At 69.5% G+C, this 17329-nt stretch carries 12 protein-coding genes; 9 read left to right on the top strand and 3 right to left on the bottom strand.

The genetic code is table 11. The annotated features are described in order from the left end of the window. Positions 1-52 precede the first annotated feature (52 nt). Positions 53-757, top strand: coding sequence for a DoxX family protein (locus CLV43_RS17120; RefSeq protein WP_106188142.1), 705 nt, complete (start codon positions 53-55; stop codon positions 755-757). 419 nt (positions 758-1176) lie between these two features. On the opposite strand, the gene ilvD is transcribed toward CLV43_RS17120, so the two are convergent. From ilvD to CLV43_RS17105, 3 genes are all read right to left on the bottom strand, one after another. After that, positions 1177-3021 (bottom strand): dihydroxy-acid dehydratase, encoded by a 1845-nt coding sequence (gene ilvD, locus CLV43_RS17115; protein ID WP_106188141.1) that lies wholly within the window; start codon positions 3019-3021, stop codon positions 1177-1179. 74 nt (positions 3022-3095) lie between these two features. Next, positions 3096-3536: a vitamin K epoxide reductase family protein gene (locus CLV43_RS17110; RefSeq protein ID WP_106188140.1), complete on the bottom strand. Its 441-nt coding sequence runs from the start codon at positions 3534-3536 to the stop codon at positions 3096-3098. A gap of 125 nt (positions 3537-3661) precedes the next feature. After that, positions 3662-4276, bottom strand: a complete 615-nt coding sequence (locus CLV43_RS17105; protein WP_170155866.1) for a PH domain-containing protein — start codon at positions 4274-4276, stop codon at positions 3662-3664. A gap of 271 nt (positions 4277-4547) precedes the next feature. On the opposite strand from CLV43_RS17105, the gene CLV43_RS17100 reads away from it, so the two are divergent. The 8 genes from CLV43_RS17100 to CLV43_RS17065 all read left to right on the top strand — a co-directional run bounded on the left by CLV43_RS17100 (position 4548) and on the right by CLV43_RS17065 (position 17316). After that, the gene (locus CLV43_RS17100) at positions 4548-6380 is read left to right on the top strand and encodes an acetolactate synthase large subunit (protein WP_106188138.1); all 1833 of its coding nucleotides are present in this window, start codon (positions 4548-4550) and stop codon (positions 6378-6380) included. Next, entirely contained in the window at positions 6380-6886 is a 507-nt protein-coding gene (ilvN, locus tag CLV43_RS17095) for an acetolactate synthase small subunit (RefSeq protein ID WP_106188137.1), read from the top strand. The genes CLV43_RS17100 and ilvN overlap by 1 nt, the downstream gene beginning before the upstream one ends. A gap of 39 nt (positions 6887-6925) precedes the next feature. Further along, the gene (gene ilvC / locus CLV43_RS17090) at positions 6926-7939 is read left to right on the top strand and encodes a ketol-acid reductoisomerase (protein WP_106188136.1); all 1014 of its coding nucleotides are present in this window, start codon (positions 6926-6928) and stop codon (positions 7937-7939) included. Between the two features lie 65 nt (positions 7940-8004). Next, positions 8005-8271 carry a DUF397 domain-containing protein gene (locus tag CLV43_RS17085; protein ID WP_106188135.1) on the top strand — a complete coding sequence of 89 codons (267 nt, stop codon included), beginning with the start codon at positions 8005-8007 and terminating at the stop codon, positions 8269-8271. Between the two features lie 740 nt (positions 8272-9011). Further along, positions 9012-10607 (top strand): phosphoglycerate dehydrogenase, encoded by a 1596-nt coding sequence (gene serA, locus CLV43_RS17080; protein ID WP_106188134.1) that lies wholly within the window; start codon positions 9012-9014, stop codon positions 10605-10607. 285 nt (positions 10608-10892) lie between these two features. Continuing rightward, positions 10893-14234, top strand: coding sequence for a S8 family peptidase (locus CLV43_RS17075; protein ID WP_106188133.1), 3342 nt, complete (start codon positions 10893-10895; stop codon positions 14232-14234). Between the two features lie 235 nt (positions 14235-14469). After that, a complete protein-coding gene (locus tag CLV43_RS17070; RefSeq protein WP_106188132.1) occupies positions 14470-15504 on the top strand; it encodes a 3-isopropylmalate dehydrogenase in 1035 nt (344 codons plus the stop codon). A 165-nt stretch (positions 15505-15669) separates the two neighbouring features. Then, positions 15670-17316 carry a glycoside hydrolase family 99 protein gene (locus tag CLV43_RS17065; protein ID WP_245886540.1) on the top strand — a complete coding sequence of 549 codons (1647 nt, stop codon included), beginning with the start codon at positions 15670-15672 and terminating at the stop codon, positions 17314-17316. Positions 17317-17329: the final 13 nt, after the last annotated feature.

The following is a 17329-nucleotide window of genomic DNA, read 5'->3' as shown; positions in this document are numbered from 1 at the left end:
CGGCGGAATGGACCCTCGCCAACGTCGCCCGATTCTCCTATCGTGCCGGTTCGTGGCTACTCACGACGACCGTTCCGGCTCAGGTGGTTACCCCGACGACGGGTTCTACCCGGCGAGCAGCGCGAGCGGGGGCGTGCACCACTTCGACGACGGCACGCAGTCCTTCGACTCCAGCACCAAGTCCTTCGACAACACGGGCTACACCCCGGTCGACCCGGTGTCCTCGCACTTCGAGGACGACTACGACCGCCGCCGCGTGTTCGCCTGGAACGGCGGCACCGACCTGGGCCTCTTCGTCCTCCGGGTCGCCCTCGGCGCCGCGTTCGTCGTGCACGGGCTCCAGAAGGTCTTCGGCATGTTCGGCGGCCCCGGCATCGACGGCTTCGCCAAGTTCCTCGAGTCCGCAGGCTTCCGCGAGGCCCGCATCCTGTCCTGGGTGACCGGCGTCACCGAACTGGGCGGCGGCATCCTGCTCGTCTTCGGCCTGTTCACCCCCCTGGCCGCCGCCGGCATCCTCGGCGTCATGGCCAACGCCATCGTGGTGAAGTGGGGCGGCGGCTTCTTCGGCGCACCCGGCGTCGAACAGGAGTCCTCCTTCGCCGTCATGGCCTTCACCCTCCTCTTCACCGGCCCCGGCCGCGCCGCCCTCGACTACGGCCGCAGCTGGTTCCGCCGCCCCCTCCTCAGCGGCAGCATCTTCCTCGTCATCTCCGCCGCCGCAGTAGCCGCAACCCTCTACGTCTTCCGCTCCGTCTAACCACCAAAGCCACCCAGCCACCCAGCCACCCCCCGCCCCGTTGGGCGCAGCCCGCCAGCACGCATCCGGCGCGGAGCGCCTGGGGCCTTGTCGGGCGAAGCCCGATGCCTTGTCCGACGCGCAGCGAGGATGCAGTGTCGGGCGGAGCCCGATGCCTGGTCAGGCGGAGCTCGATGCTGGCGAAGCCAGACTTCCCCTCTGCCCCCGATCCACAGCGCCCTCCTGCCTGATCTTGCTTGTCAAGACAGCTCTATCGTCTTGACAAGCAAGATCAGGCATTGAGACAATCGCGCGCCGGGGGCCGGGCTTCCCCTTCCTGACCCGGACAAACCAGACCAAAGGTCCCCCGCCCGTGAAGACCCCCCGATGCACAACCTACTCAGAGGGTCCGACAATTCCGGCCACCCAAGACCCCGGAACTACCGCGACGGATCCCGAACAGCCCCCGTAGACGCATCCGTCGTCAACCGCGCATAAGCCCTCAAAGCCGCCGTGACCGGCCGAACCCGATCCACCGGCTGCCAAGGTCGCTCACTCGCCTCCATCTTCGCCCGCCGCTCCGCCAGCACGTCCTCGTCCACCAGCAGTTCCAGCCGCCGCTCGTGCACGTCGATCAGGATCCGGTCCCCGTCCTGCACCAACCCGATCACCCCGCCGCCTGCCGCCTCCGGCGACACGTGCCCGATCGACAACCCCGACGACCCGCCCGAGAACCGCCCGTCCGTGATCAACGCGCACTTCTTGCCCAGCCCGGACCCCTTCAAGAAGGCCGTCGGGTGCAGCATCTCCTGCATCCCCGGCCCACCGGCAGGCCCCTCGTACCGCACGACCAGCACATCCCCGGCCTGGATCTCCTTCTTGAGGATCACCGACACGGCCTCTTCCTGGCTCTCCACGACCCGCGCCGGCCCCTCGAAGTGCCACAGCTCCTCGTCGATCCCCGCGGCCTTGATCACCGCCCCGCGCTCCGCCAGGTTCCCCCGCAGCACCGCCAGCCCGCCGTCCTTGGTGAACGCGTGCTCCACGTCGTGGATGCACCCCTCCGCCGCGTCGGTGTCCAAAGAGGACCAGCGGTTCGAGGTGGAGAAGGCCTCGGTCGTCCGCACCCCGCCGGGCGCCGCGTGGAACAGCTCCACGGCCCGCTCGGAGGGGGAAGCTCCGCGCACGTCCCACTCGGCCAGCCATTCCGAGAGCGACGGGCTGTGCACCGAGTGCACGTCGCGGTTGAGCAGGCCGCCGCGGTCGAGCTCGCCGAGCAGCGCGGGGATGCCGCCCGCGCGGTGCACGTCCTCCATGTGGAAGTCCGAGTTCGGCGACACCTTCGACAGGCAGGGGACCCGGCGGCTGATGTCGTCGATGTCCTGGAGCGTGAAGTCGATCTCGCCCTCCTGCGCGGCGGCGAGGATGTGCAGCACGGTGTTGGTCGAGCCGCCCATCGCCATGTCCAGCGCCATGGCGTTCTCGAACGCCTTGCGGTTCGCGATGGACCGGGGCAGCGCGGACTCGTCGTCCTGCTCGTACCAGCGGCGGGCCAGCTCCACGACGGTCCTGCCTGCCTCGACGAACAGGTCGCGGCGCGCGGCGTGCGTGGCCAGCGTCGACCCGTTGCCCGGCAGCGCGAGACCCAGCGCCTCGGTCAGGCAGTTCATCGAGTTCGCGGTGAACATGCCGGAGCACGACCCGCACGTCGGGCACGCCGAGCGCTCGACCTCGTCCAGCCCGCTCTGGTCCACGTTCGCGTTCGCCGACGCCGAGATCGTCGTGATCAGGTCGCTCGACGGGATCGCCACCCCGTCCACGACGACGGCCTTGCCCGCCTCCATGGGCCCGCCCGACACGAACACCACCGGGATGTTGAGCCGCAGCGCCGCGTTCAGCATGCCCGGCGTGATCTTGTCGCAGTTCGAGATGCACACGATCGCGTCGGCCTGGTGCGCGTTCACCATGTACTCGACCGCGTCCGCGATCACCTCGCGCGAGGGCAGCGAGTAGAGCATGCCGCTGTGCCCCATCGCGATGCCGTCGTCCACCGCGATCGTGTGGAACTCCCGCGGCACGCCGCCCGCCTCGCGGATGCCCTCGGCCACGATGTCGCCGAGGTCGCGCAGGTGCACGTGACCGGGCACGAACTGGGTGTAGGAGTTCGCGATGGCGATGATCGGCTTGCCGAAGTCCGAGTCGGTCATGCCGGTGGCCCGCCACAGCGAACGGGCTCCCGCGGCGTTGCGGCCGTGGGTGGTGATTCGGGACCGTAGCGAGGGCACGGCTCCTCCAAGATCTGAGTGCGCAGCAGTGGTTTCAGACGCCTGGTGGGCGTGACGTGCGGTGGAGCGGTGGTTCAGACGTTACTCGGGCGCAGCGCCGCGGCGACCAGGAGACCGGCCAGTGCGAGCGTGATCACGTGCACCACCGTGCACCACAGGCAGATCTTCCCGATCAGCAGGAACTCGGCCGCGACCAGGTAGACGACGAACAGCACCCCGACCCCGACCGACGCCAGCCGGACCCAGCCGACCCACGGGCTCGCGCTCCGCCAGGCCCACGGGAGGCAGATGGCCGTGAGGAACGCGTAGAACAGCGCGCCGAGCACGGCGACGGGGATCCCCAGCAGCTCGGACTGCTCGCTGCTGGTGACGGTGGCGCAGTCGACGACGCTGTTCTCGGAGCAGACGAGGAGCTCGGGGGCGCCGTAGTGGGCGATCGTCAGGTACACCGAGACGGCGAGTCCCGCGAGCGCCAGGACGAGGCTGATCAGGGGGACGCGGGAGGTCTTGAGCACGCGTCCGACTCTACGGAGGCACGGGGTTGGGCCTGCGTGAACCGGGCGACCGCGTCCTGCTTCCGGGTGACGTCCGCCGAACCGACCGGTCCCCTCTCGTGGACCCGCTGTCCGGGGACCGGGTACTACGAGCGCTCGGCGTCCTCGCGGTCGACGGCCGACGGCTTGCCCGCGGGGGAGCCCGCCGGGTCCGCCGTGGGCAGGTCGTCCCCGTGCTCGGCGGACGTCGGCTCCACGGTGCCGGACTCCATCGCGGCATCCTCGTCGACGGCAGGCACCTCGACGGCCGGTTCCTCCACCGAGGGTTCCTCCACGGCTGGTTCCTCGGCCGCGGGCTCCTCGCGCACTGTGGGATCCGCGATCCGGCCGCCGCTGACCGCCGCCAGCGCGGGCAGGTGCATCATCCGCACGGCGGGCAGCCGCACCAGCTTGTCGTCGGTCAGCACGGCGCTGAGCCAGGACCGCTCGGCGAGCTTGATGGCCTTCACCCCGGTCCACGGCACCACGCGCTTGCCGAACACCCCGCGTGCCACGATCGTCTCGGAGTCGACCGTCGTCCGGTTCCGCAGCACCCACACCGCGAACGCCACCGGCAGCACGTAGAGCACCTGCAACCCCGGTACGGCGAACGCCACCGGCGTGACGCAGATGATGCCGACGCCGGAGGCGAGCAGGGCGACGGCGGGGATTCGGAAGACCAGCTTGTCCACGTCGGACATGGTCGCACCGGTCAGCCGCACGGGTGACTCCGCCCCGTGTTCGTGCAGCACATCACGTCCACGATCCGGGAATCCGATCCCGCCCAGTTGACGGTTCCCGTGATTCACGGTTAACGTCACCGCCATGCAGCGCACGCTCGTTCTCGTACTTCCCAGGCGCGTCGACGCCTAGGCAGTAGCAGCTGCGTCGACGCGCGACCCTCGTACGACCCGTTCGGGTTGTCGAGGGTTTTTTCGTGCCCGGACCCCCAGGTGGGCCCAACCACCGCATCCGACACCACGAGGCAGACAGATGACTAGCGCAACCTCGCGACAGGCCCCTGGCGAGTCGCCCCGCCCCGGCCCGCGGCCCAAACCGGCCCCGCCGAGCGGAGCCCCGATCCGCGTAACCGGTGCCCAGTCGCTCGTCCGTTCACTCGAAGCCGTCGGCTGCGAAATCGTCTTCGGCATCCCCGGTGGCACGATCCTCCCCGCCTACGACCCGCTGCTGGACTCGACGAAGGTCCGGCACGTCCTGGTGCGCCACGAGCAGGGCGCGGGTCACGCCGCGACCGGGTACGCGCAGGCCACGGGCAAGGTCGGCGTGTGCATGGCGACGTCGGGGCCGGGTGCGACGAACCTGGTGACGCCGCTGGCCGACGCGAACATGGACTCGGTCCCGGTGGTCGCGATCACCGGTCAGCAGAGCCGGGCGCTGATCGGCACGGACGCGTTCCAGGAAGCCGACATCTGCGGCATCACGATGCCGATCACCAAGCACAACGTCCTCGTGACCGACCCGGCGGAGATCCCGCGGGCGATCGCGGAGGCGTTCCACCTGGCGTCGACGGGCCGACCCGGCCCGGTGCTGGTGGACATCCCCAAGGACGTGCTGCAGGAGACGACCACGTTCTCCTGGCCGCCGGAGCTGCGCCTGCCGGGCTACCGCCCGACCACGCGGCCCCACGGGAAGCAGGTGCGCGAGGCCGCGAAGCTGATCGCGGCGGCCCGCAAGCCGGTGCTCTACGTCGGCGGCGGCGTGATCAAGGCGAACGCCCACGCGGAGCTGCTGCGGCTGGCCGAGTCGACGGGCATCCCGGTCGTCACGACCCTGATGGCCAAGGGCGCGTTCCCCGACTCGCACCCGCAGCACATGGGCATGCCCGGCATGCACGGCTCGGTCGGCGCGGTCGCCGCGATGCAGGAGTCCGACCTCCTGGTCGCGCTCGGCGCGCGCTTCGACGACCGGGTGACCGGCCAGCTGTCGTCGTTCGCGCCGCACGCGCAGGTCGTGCACGCGGACATCGACCCGGCCGAGATCTCCAAGAACCGGCGCGCGGACGTGCCGATCGTGGGCGACTGCAAGGAGATCATCACCGAGCTGGTCGACGCGATCCGGGTCGAGGTCGAGCACTCGGACAAGCGGGTCGACCTGGCACCGTGGTGGGCGTACCTGAACGGTCTCAAGGAGACCTACCCGCTGGGCTACGACTGGCCGTCGGACGGCACGCTGTCGCCGCAGTACGTGATCGAGCGGATCGGTTCGCTGGTCGGCCCGGACGCGCACTACACGGCGGGGGTCGGCCAGCACCAGATGTGGGCGGCGCAGTTCATCAAGTACGAGAACCCGCGGACGTGGATCAACTCCGGCGGGCTCGGCACGATGGGCTTCGCGGTCCCCGCGGCCATGGGGGCCAAGGCGGGGGCGCCGGACAAGGCGGTCTGGGCGATCGACGGCGACGGCTGCTTCCAGATGACCAACCAGGAGCTGGCCACCTGCGCCATCGAGGGCCTGCCGATCAAGGTCGCCGTCATCAACAACGGCAACCTGGGCATGGTCCGCCAGTGGCAGAACCTGTTCTACGAGGGCCGCTACTCGCAGACCGACCTCGGCACGCACAAGCACCGCATCCCGGACTTCAAGCTGCTCGGCGAGGCCATGGGCTGCGCCGGTCTGCGCGCGGAGTCCCGCGAAGAGGTCGACGCCGTCATCAAGCAGGCCATGGAGATCAACGACCGGCCGGTCGTCATCGACTTCGTGGTCGGCAAGGACGCCCAGGTGTGGCCCATGGTCGCCGCGGGCACCGGCAACTCCGAGATCATGGCCGCTCGCGGCATCCGCCCACTGTTCGATGAGGACCTGTGATGACCCGCCACACCCTGAGCGTCCTGGTCGAGGACAAGCCCGGCGTGCTCGCCCGCGTCGCGGGGCTGTTCTCCCGCCGGGGCTTCAACATCGAGTCCCTGGCCGTCGGCCGCACGGAGTACCCCGACATCTCCCGGATGACCATCGTCGTCTCGGTGGACGAGCTGCCCCTGGAACAGGTCACCAAGCAGCTCAACAAGCTGATCAACGTGATCAAGATCGTGGAGCTGGAGCCGACCGCTTCGGTTCAGCGGCAGCTCCTGCTCGTGAAGGTCAGGGCCGACGCCACGGTCCGCAGCCAGGTCCTGGAGACCGTGCAGCTGTTCCGCGCGAAGGTCGTCGACGTCTCGCCGGAGGCGGTCACCGTCGAGGCCACGGGCACGTCTGACAAGCTCGACGCGCTGCTCCGGATGCTGGAACCGTACGGGCTTCGCGAGATCGTGCAGTCCGGCATGGTCGCGATCGGCCGCGGCGCTCGTTCCATCACCGCGACCGCGGTGCGCTAACCCGAATTTCTCGTTGGTAGGGAAGGAAGAAGTAACACCATGAGCGTCGAGATCTTCTATGACGACGATGCGGACCTGAGCATCATCCAGGGCCGCAAGGTCGCCGTGATCGGCTACGGCAGCCAGGGCCACGCCCACGCGCTGAGCCTGCGCGACTCCGGCGTCGACGTGCGGATCGGTCTCCTGGAGACCTCGAAGTCGCGTGCCAAGGCCGAGGAAGAGGGTCTCCGCGTGCTCACGCCCGCCGAGGCGTCCGCCGAGGCCGACGTGATCATGATCCTGGCCCCGGACACCGCCCAGCGGCACATCTACGCCAAGGACATCGCGCCGAACCTGAAGGACGGCGACGCGATCTTCTTCGGCCACGGCTTCAACATCCGCTACGGCCTCATCGAGGCTCCGTCCGGTGTGGACGTCGCCATGGTCGCCCCCAAGGGCCCCGGCCACCTCGTCCGCCGCCAGTTCGTCGACGGCAAGGGCGTGCCCGCGCTCATCGCCATCCACCAGGACGCCACCGGCGGCGCCCAGGCACTGGCGCTGTCCTACGCGGCGGGCATCGGCGGCACGCGCGCCGGCGTCATCAAGACCACGTTCAAGGAAGAGACCGAGACCGACCTCTTCGGCGAGCAGGCCGTCCTCTGCGGTGGCGCCTCCGCCCTCGTGCAGACCGGCTTCGAGGTCCTGACCGAGGCAGGCTACGCCCCCGAGATCGCCTACTTCGAGGTCCTCCACGAGCTCAAGCTCATCGTCGACCTCATGTACGAGGGCGGCATCGCCCGCATGCGCTACTCCATCTCCGACACCGCCGAGTACGGCGACCTCACCCGCGGCCCGCGCGTCGTGAACGCCGCGGTCAAGGAGGAGATGAAGAAGATCCTGGGCGAGATCCAGGACGGCACCTTCGCGACCGAGTGGGTCGCCGAGGACGAGGCGGGCCGCAACAACTACAAGAAGTTGCAGGCCGAGGGCGAACAGCACCCGATCGAGGAGGTCGGCAAGAAGCTGCGCGGCCTCATGTCCTGGGTCGACCGCCCCCTCACCGACACCGTCTGAGCTGCACCGCGACCACCGGAGCCCGCGATGCCACGAGCACCGCGGGCTCCGGTATACCTAGGGGTATGACGGAAAGCGCGCCGATCTACGACGACAAGGCGCACGTGCGCGGCAACCTCGACCTGACCGCCGCCCAGTGGCAGCGCGGCGACGAGGGCGACCCCGACGGCGAACACGTCGAGATCGCCTTCGTCGAACACACCGACGGCATCACCTACGTAGCCATGCGCAACTCCGCCCACCCAGAAGGCCCAGTCCTCGTCTTCACCCCCGCCGAATGGGACGCCTTCATCCTCGGCGCCAAAGACGGCGAATTCGACGAACCCTGGTAACCACCAACCGCTTCGTCAGAGGGCAAAGCCCAGGACGCTTTGCCAACACGCAGCACGAACGCCCCCACCCAACAGCGAAACCAAACACACCAACCCAACGTAGGGCGCAGCCCGCCACCCCCATCCGGCGCGGAGCGCCTAGAGCCTTGTCCGCCGCGCAGCAAGGATGCCCAGTCCGACGCGCAGCGAGGATCCCCCACCGGGCGCAGCCCGCCACCCCGCATCCGGCGCGGAGCGCCTAGAGCCCTGTCCGACGGCGCAGCCGAGGATGCAGTGTCCGTCGCGGAGCGTCGGATGCCCTCCCCACCCACACTCCCCCCACGCACCCCGCCGAGAAGCCACCTCTATGCCCACTCCTGTTTGTCAAGACAGCCCTATCGTCTTGACAAACAGGAGTGGGCATAGAACACTCGGCGACCGGGGTGCCCCCCAAAAAAATCCCCCCAAAAATCCCCAACCCACCCCCCAAATCCACCCCCACCCCGAACCTCCAACCCCCCACCCCCGAACCCTCCACCCCACCCCTCCCACACCATGAGACCGCAGGTCACCGGGACACCCGTACTGGTGAATCCCCTGGTGAGGTGGGACACCCGACGTCGGCTCCCGAGACCTCGCTGACTAGACTCGTTAACAGTCCGGACACATTGCCGTGGCCGGTCGGCGCGGCTGCCGACGGCGCCCATCCGGCCGTGGCCCGCGCTCCCCATCTGATCCCCGATGCCCTGGGAGCAACGTCCGTGAGCACGAGCCGACCTGTTGTCCTGATCGCCGAGAAGCTGGCCCCCTCGGTGCTCGACGTTTTCGGTGACGGGATCGAGGTGCGCCATGTCGATGGCACCGACCGTCCCGCGCTGCTCGAAGCCGTTGCCGACGCCGACGCGCTGCTGGTGCGCTCCGCCACGAAGGTGGACGCGGAGGTGCTCGCCGCGAGCACGAGGTTGAAGGTCGTCGCGCGCGCCGGTGTCGGTCTCGACAACGTCGACGTGCCCGCCTCCACCGCCCGCGGTGTCATGGTGGTCAACGCGCCCACGTCGAACATCGTGTCGGCCGCCGAGCACGCCGTGGCCCTCCTGCTGTCGGTCGCCCGCCAGGTGCCCGCGGCCCACGCCACGTTGCAGGCGGGGACGTGGAAGCGCAGTTCCTTCAACGGCATCGAGCTCAACGGCAAGACGGTGGGCGTCGTCGGCCTCGGCAAGATCGGGCAGCTGTTCGCGGCCCGTGTCGCGGCGTTCGGCGTGAACCTGATCGCCTACGACCCGTACGTCTCCGCGGCGCGCGCGGCGCAGCTCGGCATCGAGCTCGTCACGCTGGAGGAGCTGCTGGAGCGTTCGGACGCGATCTCCATCCACCTGCCGAAGACGCCTGAGACCAAGGGGCTCATCGGTGCCGACCAGCTGGCGAAGGCGAAGCGCGGTGTGATCGTCGTGAACGCCGCCCGCGGTGGTCTGGTGGACGAGCAGGCGCTGGCCGACGCGGTGCGCGAGGGCCAGGTCGGCGGTGCGGGCATCGACGTGTTCTCCACCGAGCCGACCACCGAGAGCCCGCTGTTCGGCGTGCCGAACATCGTCGTGACCCCGCACCTGGGCGCGTCCACGACCGAGGCGCAGGACCGCGCGGGCACGGACGTCGCGCGCTCGGTGCTGCTGGCGCTGCAGGGCGACTTCGTGCCGGACGCCGTGAACGTCCAGGGCGGTGGCGTCGTGGGCGAGGAGGTCCGCCCGTACCTGCCGCTGGTGCAGAAGCTCGGCACCGTGCTGGCCGCGCTGTCGACCAAGGCGCCCCGCTCGGTCGCCGTCGAGGTGCGCGGCGAGCTGTCCAACGAGGACGTCGCCGTGCTGCCGCTGGCCGCGCTGCGCGGTGTGTTCTCCAGCGTCGTCGAGGAGCAGGTCACCTTCGTCAACGCCCCGAACCTGGCGTCGTCGCTGGGCGTCGCGGTCGAGCTGGTGAAGGAGCCGGAGAGCGCGAACCACCGCAGCCTCGTCACGGTGCGCGCGGTGCAGGTCGACGGCACCGTGCTCTCGGTGTCCGGCACGCTCACCGGTCTCGACCAGGTCGAGAAGATCGTGGGCATCAACGGCCGCAGCTTCGACCTGCGCGCCGAGGGCACCGTGCTGCTGCTGGAGTACCCGGACCGCCCCGGCGTCATGGGCACCGTCGGCACGCTGCTGGGCGAGGCGGGCGTGAACGTGGAGGCCGCGCAGATCAGCCAGACCACGGACGGCTCGGACGCGTTCATGCTGCTGCGGGTGGACCGCCAGGTCGACACCCAGGTGCTGGACCCGATCGGCGCCTCGGTGGGCGCGCACAAGGTCGGCTCGGTCAGCTTCGAGTAGTGACGGTCCAGGGGGCGTTCCGGCCCCGGAACGCCCCCTGGAGCCAGTTCGCTTGACCAGGTATATCGCGCTTGCGCCCGGACGTGTGACAGTTGACATCTGGTAAGCAATTCTGTGGGTGCCGTCACTCGTTCGGAGTAATATCCCGGCGATGTTGACCGATTAAATTCCCCCCAACGAGGTTGACCGAGGTGCCGTAGAGGGCACGGCACCCCCGCGAGCAGTCCCTACCGGTTTCTCCCCCTCTGCCCGCGCGGTCGTATCCGGCCTCGGTTGGGGCATGTTGTGAGTCGAACTCGCATTCTCGCCAGGTCAGCGGGCCCCGTGCTCGCCGCGATCCTGGTAGTCGGCGCCACCGCGGGCTCCGCGGTCGCCGCAGACGACCCGAAGGCGGACTCCGTCGCCGCCGCGAAGGGTCTACCGGCCGCTTCCCTGCAGCTGAAGGTCTCGCCTCGGCTGAAGGCGACCTCCGGCAAGGTCACCGCGTTCGTCGAGCTCGAGGCGAAGCCCGCCGTCGACACCTATGACGAGAAGACCAGCCAGGGCGCCACCAAGGAGCAGGCCAAGCAGGCCGCCAAGGTGACCAAGAGCGACACGACCAAGGTCACCGACCAGGTCGTCGGCCAGCTCAAGAGCACCGACTCCTCCACCAAGGAGGTCTCCCGGACCACGAACGGCGTCCCCGGTGTGATCGTCACCGCCGACGCCGCGAAGGTCCGCGAGCTGGCGGACCGCCCGGACGTGAAGTCCGTCCGCGCGGTCGTCCCGAAGACCCGCACCAACTCGAACGCGGTGCAGCTGACCAACACCATCAAGGCGTGGCAGCAGTACGGCAAGCTGGGTGAGAACGTCCGGGTCGGCATCATCGACACCGGCATCGACTACACCCACGCCGACTTCGGCGGCCCCGGCACGCCCGCGGCGTTCGAGGCGATCGACGAGACCAAGGTCGACCCGTCGTACTTCCCGACGGCCAAGGTCGTCGGCGGCACGGACTTCGTCGGCAACGGCTACGACGGCGCCAGCGACGACCCGGCGATCAACACGCCGAAGCCGGACCCGAACCCGATCGACTGCAACAGCCACGGCTCGCACGTCGCGGGCACGACGGCGGGCTTCGGCGTCAACGCCGACGGCACGACGTTCAAGGGCGACTACACCAAGCTCACGCCCGAGGCGCTCAACGCCATGAAGATCGGCCCCGGCACGGCCCCGAAGGCGCTCCTGTACGCGCTGAAGGTGTTCGGCTGCGAGGGTTCGACCAACGTGACGTCGGTGGCGCTCGACTGGGCGCTCGACCCCGACGGCGACGGCGACTTCTCCGACCACCTCGACGTGGTCAACCTGTCGCTGGGCCAGGACTACGGCGCACCGGACGACCCCGACAGCCTCTTCGTGAAGAAGCTCAACAAGAAGAACGTGCTGACCGTGTTCTCCGCGGGCAACGGCGGCGACCTGTACGACATCGGCGGCTCGCCGGGCTCCTCGCCCGAGGCCCTGACCGTCGCCTCGGTCCGCGACTCCTACGTGCTGCGCGACGGCGCCGAGGTCAAGGCCCCCGCGGCCGCGGCGGGCGTCAAGCCCGGCCAGTACAGCCAGAACTACACCGGCTACCCGACGCTCGACCTCACCAAGCCCGCCGTGAAGCTGACCGACCCGGCGAACCTCGACGGCTGCCTGCCGTTCTCGGCCGCCGACAAGGCCGCCGTCGCGGGCAAGTTCGCCTGGCTGGAGTGGGACGACGTCGACGCCACCCGCCGCTGCGGTTCCGCGGCGCGCACGAACAACGCCCAGGCCGCCGGCGCGGTCGGCGCGCTGTTCTCGTCCAGCCTGGAGAACTTCAACGCTGGCATCGCGGGCAACGCGACCATCCCGGTCTTCCAGTTCACCGGCACGGCCACCGCGGCGGTCCGCCCGGCGCTGAACGCGGGCACGCTGGAGGTCCGCCTGGCGGGCAGCCTGCGCACCTCGACCCCGACCTACGACCAGTCCATCAGCGACACCCCGAGCTCGTTCACCTCCCGTGGTGTGCGCGGCCCGGTCGTGAAGCCGGACATCGCCGCCCCCGGTGACACCATCGCCTCGGCGCTGGTCGGCTCCGGCAACGGCACCCTGGTCATCTCCGGCACCTCGATGGCCGCCCCGCACACCTCGGGCATCTCCGCCCTGGTCCGCGAGGCGCACCCGGACTGGACGACCGAAGAGGTCAAGGCCGACATCATGAACAGCGCCAGCGCCGACGTGAAGGAGAACGGCAAGACCTACGCGCCCAACCGCGTCGGTTCCGGCCGGATCGACGGCAAGGCGGCCCTGGACAACCAGGTCCTCGCGATGGTCCAGGACGACCCGGGCAACGTGAGCGTCTCCTTCGGCACCGTCGAGGTCGGCGGTCCGGTGTCGCTCAGCAAGACCGTCAAGCTGGTCAACAAGAGCGCCAAGTGGGTCGAGTACTCGGCGGGCTACGAGGCCATCACCTCCATCCCCGGTGTGAGCTACCAGCTCTCCTCGGGCTCGGTGAAGATCAGCCCCCGCGGCGTCGCCAAGGTCAAGGTGACCCTGAAGATCGACAACCCGGCCGCGCTGCGCAAGACGATGGACTCCACCGTCGACCCGCTGCAGCTCGACGTGCCGCGCCAGTTCCTGGCCGACGCGTCCGGTCGCGTGGTCTTCACGCCGAAGTCCGGCGCGACGGTCCCGCTGCGGGTGCCGGTCTACTCGGCCCCGAAGCCGGTCGCGAAGATCACGACCGCGGAGAGCGTCCAGTTCAAGGGCAAGGACAAGCAGGCCGTCCTGAACCTCAAGGGCAAGGGCGTCAACCAGGGCACCGGTTCGCAGGCCTACCGCTCGCTGATCAGCGTCCTGGAGCTGCAGGGCACCTCGCCCAAGCTCAAGGAGTGCGGCAAGAAGGTCACCGAGAACTGCACCGTGAACGGCACGGCCAAGGGCGGTGACCTCCGCTACGTCGGCGCCGCGTCCACCGCGCCGCTGGCCAAGGCGCAGGGCGTGCCCGAGGAGTCGCTGCTCGCGTTCGGCGTGGCGACCTGGAGCAACTGGTACAACATCGGCAGCAACACGACCCCGTTCGTCGACATCGACACCACCGGTGACGGGGTGCCGGACTTCGAGACGTTCGCGACCAAGCTGACCGACACGGACCTGATGGTCGCCACCACGGTGGACCTCGCCAGCGGCGCGACCGTCGACATCCAGGGCCTCAACGGCCAGTTCGGCGACGTGGACACGAACCTGTTCGACACCAACGTCGTCGTCCTGCCGGTGCTGCTCACGGCGCTGGGCCTCGACCCGACCAAGGACACCTCGCGGGTGTCCTACCAGGTCGGCGTCGCGGGTCTGTACGTCGCGCCGGGCACGACGAACGGCCTGATCGACTCGATCCCCGGCTCGTTCTCGTTCGACCCGCTCAAGCCGGGTCTGTCCGTGCAGGGTGGCGGTGACGCCGCGCTGTCGTACGTGGCCAAGCCCGGCACCGCGCTCGTGGTCAACCGCGACACCGCGGCCCTGGCCAAGGACAAGGCGGACAGCCTGCTCGTGCTCAACCACCACAACGCGACCGGCGAGAAGGTCTCCGTCGTGAAGGTGCGCGGCTCGGGTGGCTCGGGTTACTAGTCGGTAGTGCTCCATTCGAGGACCGGCCGGTCGGGGACTTCCCCGGCCGGCCGGTCTCGTTAGACACTGCGGGTGACACCCGAACGGGTGGTATGGACCGTCTAGGTGTCCCGCAGTACGGGAGAAGTGACCACGAAAGTGTGGCCGAGAACCGTTTGCGCTCCCGATTGCCGGTAGCCTTTCGCAAAGGAAAGTAAGTCCCGACAATTGGGACTGATACCTGGGAGGTGTGTGGATGCGGCTCGCAGTGATCCCAGGAGACGGGATCGGGCCCGAGGTCATCGCCGAAGCGCTCAAGGTGCTCGGTGAGGTCGTTCCGGCGGCCGAGATCACGCGTTACGACCTCGGCGCGGCTCGCTGGCACTCCACTGGGGAGTTGTTGCCCGAGTCCGTGCTCGGCGAGTTGCGCCAGCACGACGGAATCCTGCTCGGCGCGGTCGGCGACCCGTCGGTGCCCAGCGGGATCCTGGAGCGGGGGCTGCTGCTGCGGCTCCGCTTCGAACTGGACCACCACGTCAACCTGCGGCCTGCCCGGCTCTACCCCGGCGTGCGCAGCCCGCTCGCCGACGCGCCGGAGATCGACCTGGTCGTCGTGCGCGAGGGCACCGAGGGCCTGTACGCGGGCAACGGCGGCCTGCTGCGCAAGGACACCCCGCACGAGATCGCCACCGAGGTCAGCATCAACACCTCGTTCGGCGTCGAGCGCGTGGTCCGCGACGCCTTCGCCCGCGCGTCGAACCGGCCGCGCAGGCACGTGACGCTGGTGCACAAGACGAACGTGCTGACCCACGCGGGGTCGCTGTGGTCGCGCGTGGTGGAGGAGGTGTCCCTCCAGCACCCGGAGGTCACCGTGTCCTACCAGCACGTGGACGCGGCCACGATCCACCTCGTCACCGACCCCGGCCGCTACGACGTGATCGTCACCGACAACCTGTTCGGCGACATCCTCACGGACCTGGCGGCCGCGGTGACCGGCGGCATCGGCCTCGCGGCCAGCGGCAACCTCGACGTGACCCGGCGCAACCCGAGCATGTTCGAGCCCGTGCACGGCAGCGCGCCGGACATCGCGGGCCAGGGCGTCGCGGACCCGACGGCCGCCGTGCTGTCGGTCGCCCTGATGCTCGACCACCTCGGCGAGCACGAGTCCGCCCGCCGCATCGAGGCCTCCGTGGCCTTCGACCTGGCGACGCGCGACCACCAGTCGCCGGGTGCGACCTACGCGATCGGCGACCGCCTCGCGGCGCTCGTCTCGTCGAACGTCCGCACCTGACCTGCTGGAACTCCTGGACGATGCCCGCCCGACCGCACCGGTCCGGCGGGCATCTTCAGGTCGACGACCGGAACACCGGTCATTGTCGATACTTTGCGTGATTCTGCCCACTTCTTGCGCAACACTGGTCCGCGAGCACCTCCAACGAAGGAGATCGCGGTGGTTGTGTCCCGGAGGACTTTCCTCGGTTCGGCCCTGGCGGCGTCGGCTCTGGCGGGGGTGGTCCCCGCACCCGCGCGGGCCGCCAGTCCGCCCGGCGACGTCGTCGGCAAGATCACCGTCGGCTACCAGGGCTGGTTCGCCGCCCCCGGCGACGGTTCGCCGATCAACGCCTGGTGGCACTGGGCCGACAACTGGGGCCAGGCACCGTCCCCGGCCAACACCGCGATCACCGCGTGGCCCGACATGCGCGACTACTCCCGCGGTTTCCCCACGGCCTACCAGAACCTCGGCAACGGCCAGCCCGCCACGCTGTTCTCCAGCTACGACCAGCAGACCGTGGACACGCACTTCCGCTGGATGCGCGAGAACAACTGCGACACCGCGGCGTTGCAGCGCTTCAACCCGTTCGGCGGCGAGGGCCCGACCCGCGACGGGATGGCGGTCAAGGTCCGCTCCGCCGCCGAGGCCAACGGCCGCAAGTTCTACATCATGTACGACGTCACCAACTGGTCGAACATGCAGTCGGAGATCAAGACCGACTGGACCGCCAAGATGTCGGCCCTCGTCTCGTCCCCCGCCTACGCCCGGCAGAACGGGAAGCCGGTCGTCTGCATCTGGGGGTTCGGGTTCAACGACCCCGGCCGCCCGTTCGCGCCCGGCCCGTGCCAGGACGTGATCACCTGGTTCAAGGCGCAGGGCTGCTACGTCATCGGCGGTGTGCCGACGCACTGGCGCACCGAGACCGAGGACTCCCGGACCGGGTTCGCGGGCGTCTACCGCTCCTTCGACATGCTGTCGCCGTGGATGGTCGGTCGGATCGGGAACGTCGCGGACACGGATCGCTTCTACACCAACGTGAACCAGCCCGACCAGGCCGAGTGCAACGCCCGCGGGATCGACTACCAGCCCTGTGTGCTGCCGGGGGACCTCCCGGCGAGGCACCGCGCGCACGGCGACTTCATGTGGCGGCAGTTCTACAACATGGTCCGCCTGGGGGCGCAGGGCATCTACATCTCCATGTTCGACGAGTACAACGAGGGCAACCAGATCGCGAAGACCGCCGAGACCCAGGCGTTCGTGCCGGTCGGTTCGGGGATGCTGGCCCTCGACGAGGACGGCACCGCGTGCTCCGCCGACTACTACCTCCGCCTCACCGGGGACGGCGGGCGGATGCTCAAGGGGCAGATCGCGCTCACCCCGGTCCGTCCCACCCAGCCCGTCGTCGGCGGTACCCCGCCGCCGCCGTCGGACCTGGCGAGGGGCAGGGGAACCGCGCAGAGCAGCCAGACCCAGGGCTACGGCAGCGGCAACACCGTGGACGGCAACCAGGACACCTACTGGGAAAGCGCGAACAACGCCTTCCCGCAATGGGTCCAGGTGGACCTCGGGAGCGCCGCCAACGCGCGCCGTGCCGTCCTGACCCTGCCGTCGTCCTGGGGCACCAGGACGCAGACCCTGTCGGTCAGCGGGAGCACGGACGGCGGCGCGTTCACCACCCTGGTCTCCTCGGCCGCGTACACGTTCACCGCGGGTAGCAACACGGTGAGCATCACCCTGCCAGGCACCACGACCCGCTACCTGCGCGTCACCTTCACCGCCAACACGGGCTGGCCCGCGGGCCAGCTGTCCGGCTTGCAGGTCTTCGCCTGACGGGAAGAGCACG

Source organism: Umezawaea tangerina (assembly GCF_003002815.1).
Taxonomy (GTDB): domain Bacteria; phylum Actinomycetota; class Actinomycetes; order Mycobacteriales; family Pseudonocardiaceae; genus Umezawaea; species Umezawaea tangerina.
This window is presented reverse-complemented; position numbering and strand designations above follow the sequence as displayed.

What these genes read in the sequence shown, in the direction of transcription:
- CLV43_RS17100 (WP_106188138.1), top strand. Translation starts at nt 4,548, where the DNA reads ATGACTAGCGCAACCTCGCGACAGGCCCCTGGCGAGTCGCCCCGCCCC.
- ilvN (WP_106188137.1), top strand. Translation starts at nt 6,380, where the DNA reads ATGACCCGCCACACCCTGAGCGTCCTGGTCGAGGACAAGCCCGGCGTG.
- ilvC (WP_106188136.1), top strand. Translation starts at nt 6,926, where the DNA reads ATGAGCGTCGAGATCTTCTATGACGACGATGCGGACCTGAGCATCATC.
- CLV43_RS17085 (WP_106188135.1), top strand. Translation starts at nt 8,005, where the DNA reads ATGACGGAAAGCGCGCCGATCTACGACGACAAGGCGCACGTGCGCGGC.
- CLV43_RS17070 (WP_106188132.1), top strand. Translation starts at nt 14,470, where the DNA reads ATGCGGCTCGCAGTGATCCCAGGAGACGGGATCGGGCCCGAGGTCATC.